Below are 16,074 nucleotides of genomic sequence, written 5' to 3'. Positions count from 1 at the left end.
GGGTACGGATGCAACTCGATCTATCTGTGGATCGATTGTGTTCCGCTCTGTGCACCGACATACTCTGATACGTGTCGGCGGTAGAATCAGGCAACCAAAAGGACTATTGAGTCAGTCGTTCGACTCAATTCAGCAACTATTTTGCTGTCATGTGTCTCTTATATAGGAAGGGCTCGCTCCTCCAGCGGCGAGCATGCGGCCGGCTCCTGCCGGGCAAGTAGTTGATTGCTGGCGCGAAATGTATATCGGTTTGGATTTTCTTGCAAGAGCAGTTTTGACTTTTTTACAAAAATGTCGATTCAGGAGCCCTGCCCGACCTGCTGCAGCACGGAGTCGTCGATCGATTTCATGTTCGAAAGGATCTTCTGGTGCAGCTCATCGCGGATTTTCTGGACCTTCGGATCCTGGGACTGGATGAGATTAATCGCTTCCTGTGGATCTGTGGTTAGATGGTAAAGCTCATCTCTTTCAGGGTTTAGGAAGTCGCGGATCAGTTTCCATTCCGGCGTGCGGTACATTCGCATGTGGGTGTGTGACTGATGCCTGGTGCTATACTCCGCGTAAAAGTCGTTGTCCCATGCTTTCTCGTTTTCTTTTTTCAGCAGGGGCACAAAACTCGTGCCACGAATTGTCAGATTTGAGGGAATCGGGACCTGGGCCATCTCCAGAAGTGTCGGAAACCAGTCCAGATTCGAGACGGTTCCTTGAACGACTTGTCCGGATTGAGTGACACCGGGCCAGAGCACAGCGGTAGGAACGCGGATGGAGTTATCGTACATGTTAGGCCGCTGCCCCTTGGGAATGTTCTTCGTGGCGGGGGGATTCTGGTTGAGTACCCAGTGCCCGTTTCCTTTATGCCAGATGCCGTTGTGTCCCATGTTGTAGCCATGGTCGCTGGAGAAAATCACGATCGTATTCTCGGACAGATTCAATTGTTTCAGTCTGTCCAGCAGGCGTCCCACATTCCGGTCCACACTGGCCACGCTCGCCAGGTATTCGCGGGTCATCTGCTTGACCCGTTTCGTGTTCAGGTCCGGATAGTCAGGGTTTGGAATCTGCGGATCCAGGTCTTTGAAGGGCGCCCAGTCTTCATCGGCGACCGGCAGCCAGCGAGTGTGTGGCGCGCGGAAGTGTAGAGACAGCAGGAACGGTTTGTCTGATTCCTGGCTGATGAAACGAATGGCATCATCGACGAGGATGTCGGGAAGCAGGCCTTTCAGCTTCTGATCTTTGCCGTTCACTTCGAGCGTGGGATCTTTAGGCACATTGCCTCCGCTGCGAAATCCCATGAAGTAATCGTATCCGAAGCGCGTCGGATGCTGTTGATCGAGCAGCCCCAGGTGCCATTTCCCGATCAGACCAGTTCGGTAGCCCGCGTCGTTAAGCAGTTTGACCCAGGTGATCGTATCTGCTTTCAGCCCCAGTTCCGGTTCCGTACGGGGATGCAGCCAGTCGGTGATGCCCAGTTCGCTGCCGTAGCGGCTGGTGACCAGGCTGGCCCGCGAAGGACTGCAGACCGGCGTCGTGGTAAAGGAATTGACCAGGTAAGCTCCGTTCTGAAAGATCTGATCGATGTTGGGGGTCTTGGCGTGCGGATGTCCTGATTTTCCGAGTGCCCAGGGGGCCTGATCGTCGGTAAACAGGAAAAGAATATTGGGCTGTGAGGCGGCCTGAGTCGCCTGTTGTGCGGGGCAGAGGAGGCAGCTGAGAGCAATCAGAAATGAAAACAGAACGGAGCGCATAGTATCTGCCTTTAATAAACAGTTGGGGACAATTCGCCAAACCAGGATTCCAGCTTGTCATTTCAGTCCAGGCACGTCAAGCGTGTTGTAAACTCCTGTCTGGAAACGGGAAAAGTACGATCTTTTTTGCATTCTGCCAGCCGGTCACATACAATCAGAGTGATTAAGTAGCTCACCCCCTTCCCCTTACGAGGATGCCTGCCCATGTTCAGACGAGTTTGCCGGGCTGAACGCGTTTCATTCCCAGCCCTGTCAGTTTTCAGTTTGACCTGTATGCTGCTCATGCCCTCGGTCGTCACCGCGGTCGAGGAACAGCCCCTGGTAGCACCACGTCCGGAAGCGCAGGCATCAGAATCGGACCCGGGGGTATCAGCAGAAGATCTGGCGTTACGGGCTAAAGAATCGGTCGTGTCAGTTTCCTTCGCGGGGCGTGACGGACAGGAAGCTGGCATGGGAACCGGATTCGTGATTGACGCCAACGGCTTGATCGCGACCAACCTGCATGTGATCGGAGAGGCGCGGCCGATTACTGTGCAACTCCTAGATGGGACCAGTTATGAAGTTCAGGAAGTCTACGCCACCGATCGGCAGATGGATCTGGCGGTCTTAAAAATCGCCGTCGATAATCTCAAACCACTCAAGCTGGCTGAGCCTGAAACGCTCAAACAGGGAGCGGAAGTGGTTGTGCTGGGGAATCCCCAGGGACTGCGTTACAGCGTGGTAAAGGGAGTCAACTCGGGTACCCGCGAAGTTGATGGTAAGCCGATGCTTCAGCTGGCGATTCCCATCGAACCTGGCAACAGTGGCGGTCCGGTACTGGATTCCCAGGGACGCGTGCAGGGAATTGTGACACTCAAGTCCGCGGTCACCCGCAACCTGGGATATGCTGTGAATGTCAGTGCTTTAAAAGGCCTGCTGGAAAAGCCGAACCCGGTGCCCATCGATCGCTGGCTGACTATCGGCACTCTGGATGAGCATCTGTGGAAGCCCCTGTTCGGTTCCCGCTGGCGACAGCGTGCCGGACGGATCCAGGTGGATGGCTTCGGCTCCGGTCTGGGTAGCCGTTCGTTGTGTGTCTCCCAGGAAGCGTTGCCCGAACTCCCTTATGAAGTGGCTGTGGAGGTCAAACTGGATGATGAGTCGGGGGCTGCGGGGCTGATTTTCTATTCCGATGAAAATACTAAACACTACGGTTTCTATCCCAGTAATAAGAGTCTGCGGATCAGCCGTTTCGACGGGCCGGATGTCTTTTTGTGGCGGGTGCTGGATGAGAAAAAGAGCAACGCTTATCGCGAAGAGGAATGGAATCATCTGAAAGTTCGCCTGGAGAAGGATCGTATCCTCTGCTTCGTGAACGATGAAAAAGTTTTCGAGGTCAAAGACCAGCGCTATACCGAGGGGAAAGTCGGACTGGCTAAGTTTCGTAATACGGTGGCCTCGTTCCGCGGATTCCAGATTGCTTCCGAGATCCCCCCCTACCGCCCTTCCAAAGAGACCGCACAGAAAATTCTGGATCTGACGGAAGACCTCCGCGTGGATCGTCCGCCACAGGCAGATCTGATCGAAGCGGTGGTGAAGGAAACTGACGAGCGACGGGCACAGCAGGCTCTACAGGAGCGGGCGCGTCTCTTGCAGAAACAGGCTGAGCGTCTGAAACAACTGGCACAGTCAATTCATGAAAGTGCCGTTCGCGATGAACTCAAAGCGATTTTCGCCAGCGATAAAAAAGAGGCGGACATTGATCTCATGGAAGCCGCTTTATTGATCGCACGTCTGGACAATAATGAAGTGGATCCTAAGGTCTACCTCGGCCAGATGAAGAGCATGGTCAATGAGATCAACAAGACGTTGCCCGAAGATGCGAATGCAAAAGCAAAGCTCAATGCTTTGAATCAGTATCTGTTCCATGAAACGGGCTTCCATGGCAGCCGTACGAACTACTACAGCCGATCCAACAGTTATATCAACGAGACGATTGAGGATCGTGAAGGGCTGCCGATTACACTTTCCGTATTGTATATGGAACTGGGACGACGCCTGGGACTCGACATTGATGGCGTGGGGCTGCCGGGACATTTTGTGGTCCGCGTGAATTCCATTTCGGAACAGGGAGAACTGGTGGACGTCTTCGAGGGGGGCGAACCCCTGAGTGACGAAGCTGCCAAGGTCATGATTCTCACTGCGAATGGAGGCCGCTTCGACGCCGAGTTTCTCAAGGCGCAACCCAAACGAGAAATCATCCAGCGGATGTTGCGCAACCTGTTGAATCTTGCCCGAGACGACGAGGATGTGCAGGCCATGCTTCGCTACGTGGAGACGATGATTGCCATCGACCAAGAACTCTTGCAGGAACGCTGGCTGCGGGCTGTGTTGCGTTATCAGACGGGACGGATCGCCGAGGCGATTGCCGATACCGATTATCTGCTGGAGAAATCACCGGAAGGTTTTGATCTTCGGCGGATTCACGAATTTCGTAACTACCTGGACACTATGCAGCAGGACTGAATTCAAGCACCTGCCTGAGGGGAGAGCTGATATGAACTGGATCCGGTGCGTTCTGGCTGGTCTGGTATTAAGTTGTTTCATGGTGAGCCCGTTATCAGCCAGGCATCCCCAGGCAGCGCCGGGCGTCACCAGTCTGACCAACCCACAGGTCAAATATCGCACGACCAACGACCATGCGGTCGTATTAAAACGCGGCAAAGTGACTGCGGTGATTGTCGATAATGCGGCCGTCGATACCGAACTGCTGCCGGGACACCGCGCCGGCTATAATGGTCTGGCTTCGCTCAAGTATGAAGGGCAGAAAGAGAATCTGTTTGTCCCCGCGCTGGCTGGACTCAACTTCGAGCACATTCACGATGGAACGACCCGGCTGCCGGAGAAGTTTGAACCGCGCAAGTTTCGCATGCAGTTGCGGGTGATCTCCGAGGATACGGTGGAACTCTACCAGGCACCGACGCCGAACTGGAAACTGGAGAGCTGCGGTCGATATCAGATACTGGACGACGGAACGATCGAGTACACGTTTGAGTGTATTCCGCATGCGGATGTGTTCAAAAATGGCTACATCGGTCTGTTCTGGGCCAGTTACATCCAGGCCCCCAGGATCGTCGGATCCATTTTTACGGGAGGCGGAAAGAGGGAACGGATCAGGGCGAACAATTTTTACATACCCGCACACCCGCACATGGAGTCGAGAGTACACATCCCCCTGCAGGAGTCCGGTTCTTGCCCCGCGTTGCTGAAGATTTTCCGCTGACTCTGGTCAACCACCCCTCAGCTTATGTGTATTCGCGTCCGTGGTACTATGGTATTCGTGACAATTATGCTTATACTCAGCTATTCAGATCACAGGATCAGATCTGGTTTGCCCAGTCCCCGACCGGAGGGGGAAAGCAGAATCCCGCCTGGGATTTTCAATGGTTTATTCCGGACTATCAGCCGGGCGAAGCCTATGGTTTTATCATGCGGGCCCATTATACTCCGTGGTCTGATCGCACAACTTTAGAACAACAAATTCAAACTCACTTATCTGCCCTGAAGCAGGACTGATTTCTCCCGTTTTACCTGCGGGTCCGTTGATGCCTGACATGGAAGTCAATGTTGTTAAGCAGGGGCATGGATTGTAAACACGATGCGAAAAATTGGGACGCTGCCCTCAGAGCAGCAGGCGAAACTGTTCGAAGACTTTCTGCTCACAGAGGAGATCGGCGCCAACATCGATACTTCCGGTGACGAGTGGAACATCTGGATCCTGGATGAAGATCAGGTCGAACAGGCCAAGCAGGAACTGGCCGCATTCACAGATGATCCTGGTGCAGAGAAGTACCAGGCAGCCACCCGTCAGGCGGAAGCCATTCGGGATGAACGAATCGCCCAGGCCCGGGCGGCCGTCAAACGTCAGGTTAAAGTGCGTGACACCTGGAATCAGCCTTTCACCAGTCGCTGTCCGGTAACATCCCTGCTGATCGGTGTCAGTGTGGTGGTGTTTCTGCTGATGCAAACCAATGACTACAACATCCCCATTCGCCAGGCACTGAGTATCTGCTCCTTCGAGGTGTCGGGCGATATGGTGCGTTATGATACCCGGTTGCTGGATATTCAAAAGGGCGAACTCTGGCGTCTGGTCTCACCCATTTTTCTTCACTTTGGTCCGTTGCACATTCTGTTTAACTGCATCATGACTTACCAGTTAGGTGGGGCAATTGAAATCAATCGGGGCAGTCTGAAACTGGCCGCGATGGTGATTCTGATCGCCGTTCCATCTAACCTGGCGCAGTACTGGTTCTCGGGCCCCATGTTCGGTGGCCTGTCGGGCGTTGTTTATGGTTTGTTTGGATACATGTGGATGAAAAGCTTATACGATCCGCAATCCAGTTTTTTCATACCGCCCAACATGGTGATCATTCTGATTGGCTGGTTTTTTCTCTGTATCGCCGGTGTGGTCGGGAATGTGGCTAATTACGCACATGGCTTCGGGCTGGGGACCGGCATCGTTATCGGGCTGGCATCCACGTGGTGGCGCGAGGCTGGCAAATCAAATCGAACTGGCTGAAATCTGCTGTCAGTGATTGTTGCCCTCCCGCCAATCGCCTATAATTTCGTAAGAGTTTGCCGACACTACTGAGTCAAGAACAACAACTAATATTGCTGAACCTCTCAAGTGGAGCGAGATATCGGATGATGAATCGACAAAAATGGAGTTTAACCGCAGGGGTACTGTTTGTAATGAGTTTTGTTTCCCATTCGTTTGTGACTGCTGCAGACAACCCTGCTCCTCCTCAGAAAATTCGTACCGTGGAAGGGATCACGGAGTATGAGCTGGGTAACGGGATGCGTGTGCTGCTCTTCCCTGATGCATCCAGCCCCAAGGTCACCGTCAACCTGACACTGCTGGTCGGGTCACGGCACGAGGGCTATGGCGAGACGGGCATGGCGCACCTGCTGGAGCACATGTTGTTTAAAGGGACACCCACGCATCAGAATATTCCCAAAGAACTGCAGGCGCGTGGTGCCCAGTTCAACGGAACCACCTGGTACGACCGGACGAATTACTACGAAACGCTGCCCGCCAGTGAAGACAATCTGGAATTCGCTCTGAAGATGGAAGCCGACCGCATGCTGAACAGTTATGTGAAGGCGGAAGACCTGGCTTCAGAAATGACGGTTGTGCGGAACGAATTCGAACGAGGTGAAAACAGCCCGTCCCGCATGCTGATGCAAAAGGTGATGGCGACCGCATTTGAATGGCATAACTACGGAAAGTCGACGATCGGTAACCGGGCTGATATTGAGCGTGTGCCAATCGATCGTCTGAAAGCCTTCTACAAAAAATATTACCAGCCCGATAATGCCGTGCTGATTGTAGCCGGGAAGTTCGAAACGGATCAGGCTCTGCAACTGATCAACAAATATTTCGGCACCATCCCCCGTCCCGAGCGCAAACTGGATAAGACTTACACTGAAGAGCCTCCCCAGGAAGGCGAGCGGATCGTGACACTGAAACGCATTGGGGAAGTTCCCGTTGTCGGTGTCGCATATCACATCCCCGCAGCGGCACACAAAGACATGGCGGCTCTGGATGTGCTCGAATCAACGCTTACAGACGATCCTTCCGGCGTTCTGTATCAGGCCCTGGTGAAAACGAAAAAAGCATCCAGCGTATCGGGTTCGATTTTTGCGTTACACGATCCAGGCGTGCTGCGGCTGATGGTGGAAGTCATCAAAGGTAATGACCCGCAGGTGGTACTGGGAATTATGTTCGATACCCTGCAGGAAGTCCGGGACAAAGGAATCTCTCCCGAAAACGTGGCCCGCGCCAAACAGAAACTGTTGAAACAGTACGAACAGGCCGAAAACAACAGTTCCCGTCTCGCCGTTGAGCTCTCTGAATGGGTGGCGATGGGCGACTGGCGTCTGCGGTTCCTGTATCGAGATGCTCTGGAGAAAGTGACTCCCGAAGATGTCAAACGGGTTGCCGATGAATATCTGAAAGAGAACAACCGGACGGTTGGGATCTTTGTCCCCGTAGAGGAAAGCCAGAAAGTCGCGATCCCACAGGTGGCTGACATCGAAAAGATGATTGGCGATTACAAAGGCCGGGAAGCGGTCGCGACGGGTGAAAACTTCGACGTTTCTCCCGAGAATATCGAGAAACGGACCACCATTAAAACACTGCCCGGCGGTGTGAAAGTGGCGTTACTGTCTAAGAAGACGCGTGGCGAAGAGGTCAACCTGAAAATGACCCTGCGTTACGGTAACCTGGAAAATCTGCAAGGCAAGCGGACCGCTTGTGAGTTTCTGCCTGCGATTATGAAGCGGGGCACGAAGAACCTGACTCGTCAGCAGATTGAAGATGAACTGAATAAGCTGCGTGCACAACTTTCGCTCTCCGGTTCGCCGGGTGAAGTGAATGTAGGAATCAAAACCCGCCGCGACAGCCTGGGCAAAGTGCTCGATATTCTGCGTCAGATTCTGCGTGAGCCGACCCTGCCCGCCAGCGAACTGGAACTGCTGAAAACACAGCAGGTCGCGATGCTGGATAAGCAGAAAACCGATCCTCAGTCGCGGGCCATTCTCTCGGTACGGCGTCAACTGCGGCCCTATGCACCCGAAGATCCCCGCTATGTTCCGGATATCGATGAAGAGACTGCCCGCGTCAAAGCGTTGACGCAGAGTGATCTGCAGTCTCTGTATGAGAATTATCTGGGCGCCTCCGTGGGGGAAATCGCCGTTGTCGGTGATTTCGCAGAAGAGGAAATCTTCGAGCAGTTGGGAACCGTGCTGAACGACTGGAAATCTCCTGCCGAGTATGCTCATATTCCTTCAGAGCCACACAAGATTCCTGGCAAACTGACAGAGATCATCATTCCCGATAAAGCGAATGCGTTCTACTTCGCCGGTCTGACTTTTCCGATGAACAGCATGTCTCCCGAGTACCCGGATCTGATTGTCGCCGGTTCTGTTTTAGGATCCAGTGGTCTCTCCTCACGACTGGGTGACCGGGTACGTCAGAAGGAAGGTCTGGCTTATGGCGTGGGAGCGTTCATTCACGCAGACAATGTCGATCCCCGCGGATCGATATCCATCTACGCCAGCTGCAACCCGGACAATATGGAAAAGGTCGAAGTTGCGATCAAAGAAGAGCTGGAACTGCTGATTGCCAAAGGCATCACAGGTGAAGAACTGGCGAATGCCCAGAAAGGCTACCTGGAACAACAGGAAGTTTCTCGGACCAGCGATGCTTCACTGGCTGGAATTTTGACGACGAACCTGTTTGCCGATCGTGACATGACTTATTACATTGATCTGGAAAAGAAGATCAATGCGGTCACATCCGAAGCGGCTCAGAAGGCGTTTGCTAAATTCATTAACCCCAAAGATCTGATCATCACGGTCTCCGGGAGTTTGAAGAAGTAGCAGATTAGATCTGCGGATCGTTAATCTAAACTGATTCGAGCGGCTCAAACGGAATGGTTTGAGCCGCTCTTTTTGATTAATGGTCCGCAACTCTTATTTAACTTCCTTTACTATATCCCTGTTTCCGGCTGAGCTGTTTTCGCGTGGTGTAGTTGCTTTCAACTGTGATCGATCAACGGCTGATTGTTAGCTGAAAGTCACATGCCTTCAATCAACGATGCTTGATTCTCGCTCTGGAACTGGTTACCTTGGGCTTCTTGTCTTATTAACAAAGTCGATTTTACTCGCCCGATAAATACAGATATAGTAAGAGTTTGCAATGACAGACGAAGCAGACAATTCCCGGATTGAACAAGATCGCCAGTTAATTCTGGATGCCAAACAGCGTGGTACGGGAGCCAAGTTACTGGCATACACAAAACTTTCTGGTCCCGGCTGGTTGCAGAGTGCAATCACACTGGGGGGCGGGTCACTGGCCGGTGGTCTGTATCTGGGGATTCTCTCCGGTTATCACCTGATGTGGCTGCAGCCACTGGCGATGATCATGGGCGTGATCATGTTGAGTGCCATTGGTTACGTTGCACTCTCCACCAAAGAACGCCCCTTCACGGCGATCAATACACACATTAACCCGGTTCTGGGTTGGGGCTGGGCGATTGCAACCCTGATGGCCAACCTGGTCTGGTGTATGCCTCAGTATGCACTGGGAACCGCGGCACTCCAGCAGAATCTGGCCCCCGAACTGTTTACCAATGATGACAGCGGGAAAATCTTAGCGGTCGCGATGATGTTTATTCTTTCCGGGATTGTGATCTGGTTTTACGATTCGGGCGGATGGGGCATCAAGCTGTTTGAAGGAATTTTGAAGATCCTGGTCGGGATCGTGGTGATCTGCTTCTTTGGTGTGGTCATCAAGATGAGTGTTTCCACAAACGATCTGGACTGGGCCAGGATTCTGGCCGGCTATATTCCTAATTTCAGTCTGTTTAATAATCCCTCTCCTGAGTTTGCGGGTGTGTTATCCGAAGCGGGACAATACGCCGATTACTGGAAAAATCTGATTGTCGGCAATCAGCAGAAGGTGATGATCACCGCGGCAGCGACAGCCGTCGGTATCAATATGACCTTCCTGTTACCATACTCCATGCGGGCCAAAGGCTGGGACAAGGACTTCCGTGGTCTGGCAATGTTCGACCTTTCTACCGGTCTGTTTGTGCCATTCGTTTTGGCGACCAGTTGTGTTGTGATCGCAGCTGCTTCCCAGTTCCACGCGAAACCGGCGGCGGGCCTGCTGGGGGAAAAAGACGAACAGGGACAGGTTGTTAAAGCCGATCCGGGCCTGCTGGGACAGTACCATAAGCTGCTGGACAGCCGGATTCAGGCGGAAGTTTCTCCCGGAGAGTGGAAGGAACTGTCGAGCGATCAACAGGCACTGGAGCAGAAGCGGGATGCAATTCCCCTGCCGGAACGTAAGCTGGCTGCGATGCTGGTCAACCGAGATGCCTTCCAACTGGCTTCTGCACTGAAGCCGCTGGCGGGAGCCACTGTCTCACAGCTGGTCTTCGGGATCGGTGTGTTATCGATGGCCGTTTCCACCATTATCATTCTGATGTTGATCAACGGCTTCGTATTCTGCGAAATGCTGGGGGTAGAACCCAAAGGGATGTATCACCGGATTGGTTGTTTCATGCCGGCAATTACGGGGTCAGTTGGCTCCTTCTTCTGGAAAGGGGATGCCAAGGCCTGGCTGGCAGTTCCCACTTCGATGTTCGGAATGGTGCTGTTGCCGATCGCCTACCTGACGTTCTTCTTTATGATGAACTCAAAACAGATCCTGGGCGAGCGGATTCCCACAGGCGGCAAACGGCTCGCCTGGAACATCGCGATGGGGGTCGCCACCCTGCTGGCAACCTTCGGTTCACTCTTCAGTATCAAATCCAGCAGCTTTGCCGGATACGGGTTTACCGCACTGGGGATCTTTATCGGACTCGCAATTGTGGTGCACTTCGTACGCCAGCCGGCGCCGGTTGAACAGCCCCCTGCGGCCGAATAACGAAACCGCGTTAAGAGCTTCTTCAAGGCAGGCATTCGCTGGAATTAATTTTCCGGCGTGCCTGTCTTTTTTTGTGAAGCCTGCTGGAGTTCTTCGCGATTCTCAGTATCTGAATCGGTCCGCTTACTGAAGAATATTTTTGAAGGACGAATTCGCAGTCGTTGTGCCCAGAACCTTGCCAGCACAGCCAGAGTGCAGATGCCATACTTTACACAACGGCGGAAGTTGATACTCGAAGCTTCAGGAAAATAGCGGACCGGAACCGGGATGTCACCCACGCGGAATTGAAAGTGAACAGCCTGTGCCAGGAACTGGCTGTCGAAGACGAAGTCATTGGAATTACGTTCGAATGGAATTGTTTCCAGGACTTCCCTGCGATAGGCACGGAAACCGCTGTGAAAATCTCCCAGATTCTGTCCCAGGGCAATGTTTTCAGTAATGGTCAGCATACGATTTGCCAGATATTTCCAGGCTGGCATACCTCCCGCGAGGGCTTCCTTACGTGTGCGGATCCGCGAACCCATTACGACGTCACAGATATCCAGTTTGAGTAACTCTACTGCGAGTCCCACCACGCGACTGTCATATTGATAGTCGGGGTGCAGCATAACGATGTATTCGGCGCCATGCTCCAGGGCATACTGGTAACAGGTCTTCTGGTTCCCGCCATAACCCCGGTTTTCTTTATGTCTGATGACCGTGAGTCCTTCCCGCAGAGCGAGATCCACGGTGGCGTCTGTGCTGCCGTCATCAACCAGGATGATTTCGTCGACGACATCCTGTGGTAGATCAGCGAGTGTTTTGAGTAATGTTGAAGCGGCATTATAAGCCGGCATGACGACGACGGTCTTGCCCGTCGTGGGAACTGGTTCCGCCGGAGTCGGTGGCGTATCAGTCTGTGGAGTGTAGGACTGTTCGATTTCGGCCAGCAGTGGTTCCAGGTTTTGGAACTGGGCCATCATCTCGGCGCTGTCAGGTGCAAAGACGGGGACGGCGACACTCTGGTTGCTATCGGCACTGGTGGATGAATCGAGCACGTTACTCTCCGAGAAGAAGTGAAGTAGATCACTGCCGGGCAGCTTAAATCATGTTGTATCTAAGCTTAGTTCACGATTCGCTCTCTTCGCCGCTGGGATAGAGGACGCTGTCCTGCGGATTTTGAAATGCTTCCGGTTCTATCGATTTTACCGGCTCTCGTGTCCGTCCCCGCTGAGGATGTTGTCTTCAGGCAACATTTTCTTCAAAGCGTCTGCAGCTTACGGATTTCAAACTATGTTTTGGGTACGTGATACTCCGTCCGCGGATCCAGATAGAAATGGTGTTAATCTCATGAATGGTCAAAAGCGAATCGAACTGCCCTGGCAAATCTGGCTGGCCATCAAGAGTCAGCAACTGCCGCTGATCTCGCTGGCGCTGGTCGTGCTGGTCAGTTATGGCGCTGCTGTGACCTTTGACTTTGTCAACTGGGATGACCCCTGGTACGTGATTCACAATCCGCTGATCAAGAGCTGGCAGCCCGAAAACCTGCAGCTGGTAGCTACAAAAGTGGTGACGCGTAACTATGCGCCACTCACCGTCTTTTCATTTCTGGTTGATCATACACTCTATGGTTTGTGGGCCGGCGGATATCATCTGACGAACATTCTGCTGCACCTGATCAATGTAGTGCTGGCTTATCTGCTGGTCACCCGACTCAGTGGTAATCGAATGGTGGGCTGGGCGACGGCGGCGGTCTTCGCGATTCATCCAGTGCAGGTTGAAACCGTGGTCTGGATCTCTTCACGCAAAGGGCTGCTGTCCGGAGCGTTCATCCTGGCAGCACTCTGGTACTGGCTGAGAAAAGAGCGGACACTCGAACAGAATACCTGGGGATTTGTCTGTTTCATTGGGGCTTTACTTTCCAAGGCACTGGCAGTCGTCGTGCCGGCGATTGTCTTCTGTTACGACTACTGGGTGGTAAAAGTTCCCTTCCGGGAAGCGGTCAAGCGACAGATCTTCCCCGGCTGCTGTGCCCTGCTTTTACTGCTGATTACCATGCTGGCACAGACGAGTGAACTGGGGGGCGTGCGCGACCACTTCGGTATGAGCAAGCTCGAAATACTCTCCGTAGACAGCGTAATTATGTCCAAATATGTACAGATGCTGATCTGGCCTCAGAGCCGTTCGGTACTGTACGCCCCGCCTGTTTCAGGCATTGGTCAGTTGGTACTGTTGTCGGTCGTCTGCTGGCTGATCGCAGCGGCGCTGTTTGTACGGATGGGCAGACGAAATCCGTTGATTCTGTTTGCGGGCGCCACGTTTTTGCTCCTGCTGTTACCGGTGCTGAACCTGTTCCCGATCACGACTCTGATGAATGACCGTTATCTGTATCTGCCCTGCATCCCATTTTTTGCACTGCTGTTCAGCGGCTTGTATCAGATTCTGGAGCAACTGAAAATTCGTGTGATTATCGGATATTTTGGCAGACGGCGTGTGTCAGGCTATCTGGTGCCAGCTGTGTTTGGTGTCCTCGCGCTGGCACTCTTCACGCGTTTCAGTCTGCAGACCTCTCACTACCTGAGTGTCTGGAAAAATGGCATGAACTTGTGGCAATATACCGCGCAGCAGGTGCCCCAGTTACCCGTCGTGCAGATTCAACTGGCGAACAGTTATCACCAGCGGGGAGAGTCCGTACAGGCGGTTGAGATCCTCAAGCGGGCTTTGCGCGACACGCATCCGGATCGGCTGGACCGCGAACGGATTGAGCAGAAGCTCCAGGACTGGCAGGCAGAATAACGCCCTTGTGGAGATGCTCCATCACTCTGCGAGGGCAAGTTTGCTTTCTCCAGGTAAATTACCGGCTTGCGACGCGAAAATAATTTCGAGTTGTCGATTCTCAACAGGTAAAAAACAGACGCTATCCCGGCAGCGGTTTGCGCGGACTTGAGTGTTTCTTTTACGAAACCGGTAAATATTATCCAAAAATCTTTTCTTTCTCTGCTTGACTGTTTTAACCCGTGACCTAGGTTTAGGTAGCAAAAGTTTGATCCTGAAAGTGAAACGGATCAGCTCTGCAAAACAAGTTTGACATCATATCGGAAAGAGATTTCCGTTTTCATATGAGTTCAATCTACACCAATATTTTCTGTGAACATTCTTTGTTTACAGAATTAAGCTCTTCTAAGAGGGGGCATATTGGACGCTTCCTGCGAGGACGTCACTCAGGGAGGCAATGTTTCGGGTGAGCTGTGGTTCATTACCATGGCTTGGTTGTTTTGTCGATGCATGTGGTTCATGACTCGACTCCAATTGGAAAGAAAGAGAGCAACAATGAAGAATCTGACAAAGAGCATCAAGAATTTCCTGGTATCAGAAGATGGTCCTACAGCTGTTGAATACGCTGTAATGCTGGCTCTGATCGTCATCGTTTGTCTGACTGCCATCCAGGCTGTTGGTACAAACGCCAATGCGAAATTCGAACAGGTTCGTGACGCGTTGACCTAATCGAGGCGATCTGTATCGCAACGAAACTACGAGAAAACCGCTCAGTCGAACCATTCGGCTGAGCGTTTTCTTGCGTAACGGGACACTGAAATTCAGGGCCTCAGCCTGCCCCGGCAATGAAATCCCCATGTGTTTCAATCACTGTTAAAAATCAAGGAGAGTGCAGTATGTTTCCGTATTATTTCGATGCCCACGCGGGAGCAGTTCTGGAATTTATGATGATGATTATGATGGTCATTGTCTGGTTCACTTCACTGCTGACCGGCAGCCGCATCTAAAGCCCGATCAAAAAAATGGCACACTGTCAGACCAGTCTCGCAGACTGGCCGGTGATTCTGCCGTCGATTGTCTCAATAATCCGGCGTTTCAACAGACAGTGTGGCCTTCTCATGCAGGCCCTCCAGTGGCGTGGAAAAACCGTTGTTTTTTCAAGATATTCCCTGCCCTGCCCGGTCTGTGACCTAGACTGAATAATAAGCATACAACTGATCGCAGCTCAGCTCCTCTGCTTCGAACGGCGGTGGAACTCACAGAAAATGAGACTTACCTGGGCTGTGAAATTTACTGACAAGAACTATCCCTCAGGAAATGTGTTCAACCGCATTTCACTCAGAATGAAATAAGAAAGGCCAGATTGATGGATTGGCATCAGTTACTTCTCGAGAATTGGCATGTTAAGTTTGTTTCCATCGTCTTGATTTATGCTGCTTACATTGATGGTAAAGAACTGCGGGTTCCGAACTGGATTACCTATCCGATGGTTCTGTCTGGTCTGGTCTACATGACCTGGACCGGTGGTCTGGCTGGCCTGGGCTGGGGACTGCTGGGAATGGCTGTCGGACTGGCTACTCTGCTCCCGCTGTATAGCGTCGGTGGCATGGGCGCGGGTGATGTGAAACTGATGGCCGGCATCGGTGCCTGGCTGGGAGTGAAAATCACCTTCTATGCGTTCTGTGTGACAACCGTTGTGGGAGCTGTGATGGCTGTCGCCATGGTGCTCTACCGCAAGAGCTTTTACAAGCACCTGGGGCAGGCGATCATGATTCTGGACGAATGGCGTTCCGTCAAGAACCCACGGGAACTGTCGCGGATTGCTAAAGAACGCAAGCCTACCATGTACCTGCTGCCTTACGGGATTCCGATCTGCATCGGATCAATCGCTTACTTCTTCTATGCCGGCCTGCTGTAAGACTGGAAAATTTGAAGTCTGTGAAAATAGATAAAACAGGGGTTGTGAACCTCTTCGGTTGTCATGCCGAAGAGGTCGCTCCAATCGGAATGATTATTTTAAACGATAAAATCGTTATAAATTGAAGCGAACGCTCTCTGAGTGCCGATGTTGACCATGATGGCAGAAGTTCTTTCTGTTTTACT

11 protein-coding genes are annotated in these 16,074 nt (G+C 52.5%); 9 read left to right on the top strand and 2 right to left on the bottom strand.

Annotation, left to right across the window (positions count from 1 at the left end):
- Positions 1–299: 299 nt before the first annotated feature.
- A complete protein-coding gene (locus F1728_RS01185; RefSeq protein WP_155362551.1) occupies positions 300–1,742 on the bottom strand; it encodes a sulfatase family protein in 1,443 nt (480 codons plus the stop codon).
- Between the two features lie 204 nt (positions 1,743–1,946).
- Here F1728_RS01185 and F1728_RS01180 point away from each other — a divergent pair, with 204 nt between their 5' ends.
- The 6 genes from F1728_RS01180 to F1728_RS01155 all read left to right on the top strand — a co-directional run bounded on the left by F1728_RS01180 (position 1,947) and on the right by F1728_RS01155 (position 11,217).
- Positions 1,947–4,247, top strand: coding sequence for a transglutaminase family protein (locus tag F1728_RS01180; protein ID WP_155362550.1), 2,301 nt, complete (start codon positions 1,947–1,949; stop codon positions 4,245–4,247).
- Positions 4,248–4,278: 31 nt separating this feature from the next.
- Positions 4,279–5,004: a hypothetical protein gene (locus F1728_RS01175; protein ID WP_155362549.1), complete on the top strand. Its 726-nt coding sequence runs from the start codon at positions 4,279–4,281 to the stop codon at positions 5,002–5,004.
- Entirely contained in the window at positions 4,974–5,297 is a 324-nt protein-coding gene (locus F1728_RS01170) for a hypothetical protein (RefSeq protein ID WP_155362548.1), read from the top strand. Before F1728_RS01175 ends, F1728_RS01170 begins: the two co-directional genes overlap by 31 nt.
- A gap of 82 nt (positions 5,298–5,379) precedes the next feature.
- Complete coding sequence (locus F1728_RS01165) at positions 5,380–6,300, top strand: rhomboid family intramembrane serine protease (protein WP_155362547.1); 921 nt, start codon at positions 5,380–5,382, stop codon at positions 6,298–6,300.
- Between the two features lie 125 nt (positions 6,301–6,425).
- Positions 6,426–9,164, top strand: coding sequence for a M16 family metallopeptidase (locus F1728_RS01160; RefSeq protein WP_228030447.1), 2,739 nt, complete (start codon positions 6,426–6,428; stop codon positions 9,162–9,164).
- 319 nt (positions 9,165–9,483) lie between these two features.
- Positions 9,484–11,217 (top strand): divalent metal cation transporter, encoded by a 1,734-nt coding sequence (locus F1728_RS01155; protein ID WP_155362546.1) that lies wholly within the window; start codon positions 9,484–9,486, stop codon positions 11,215–11,217.
- A gap of 44 nt (positions 11,218–11,261) precedes the next feature.
- On the opposite strand, the gene F1728_RS01150 is transcribed toward F1728_RS01155, so the two are convergent.
- Positions 11,262–12,254: a glycosyltransferase family 2 protein gene (locus F1728_RS01150; protein ID WP_228030446.1), complete on the bottom strand. Its 993-nt coding sequence runs from the start codon at positions 12,252–12,254 to the stop codon at positions 11,262–11,264.
- 292 nt (positions 12,255–12,546) lie between these two features.
- Between F1728_RS01150 and F1728_RS01145 the strand changes: the two genes are divergently transcribed.
- From F1728_RS01145 to F1728_RS01135, 3 genes are all read left to right on the top strand, one after another.
- Positions 12,547–13,992, top strand: coding sequence for a hypothetical protein (locus F1728_RS01145; RefSeq protein WP_155362545.1), 1,446 nt, complete (start codon positions 12,547–12,549; stop codon positions 13,990–13,992).
- A gap of 534 nt (positions 13,993–14,526) precedes the next feature.
- Positions 14,527–14,700 (top strand): Flp family type IVb pilin, encoded by a 174-nt coding sequence (locus F1728_RS01140; protein ID WP_144985973.1) that lies wholly within the window; start codon positions 14,527–14,529, stop codon positions 14,698–14,700.
- Between the two features lie 637 nt (positions 14,701–15,337).
- A complete protein-coding gene (locus F1728_RS01135) occupies positions 15,338–15,889 on the top strand; it encodes an A24 family peptidase (RefSeq protein WP_155362544.1) in 552 nt (183 codons plus the stop codon).
- The last annotated feature ends 185 nt before the right edge of the window (positions 15,890–16,074 follow it).

This window comes from Gimesia benthica, from assembly GCF_009720525.1.
In the GTDB taxonomy this organism is placed as follows: domain Bacteria; phylum Planctomycetota; class Planctomycetia; order Planctomycetales; family Planctomycetaceae; genus Gimesia; species Gimesia benthica.
This window is presented reverse-complemented; position numbering and strand designations above follow the sequence as displayed.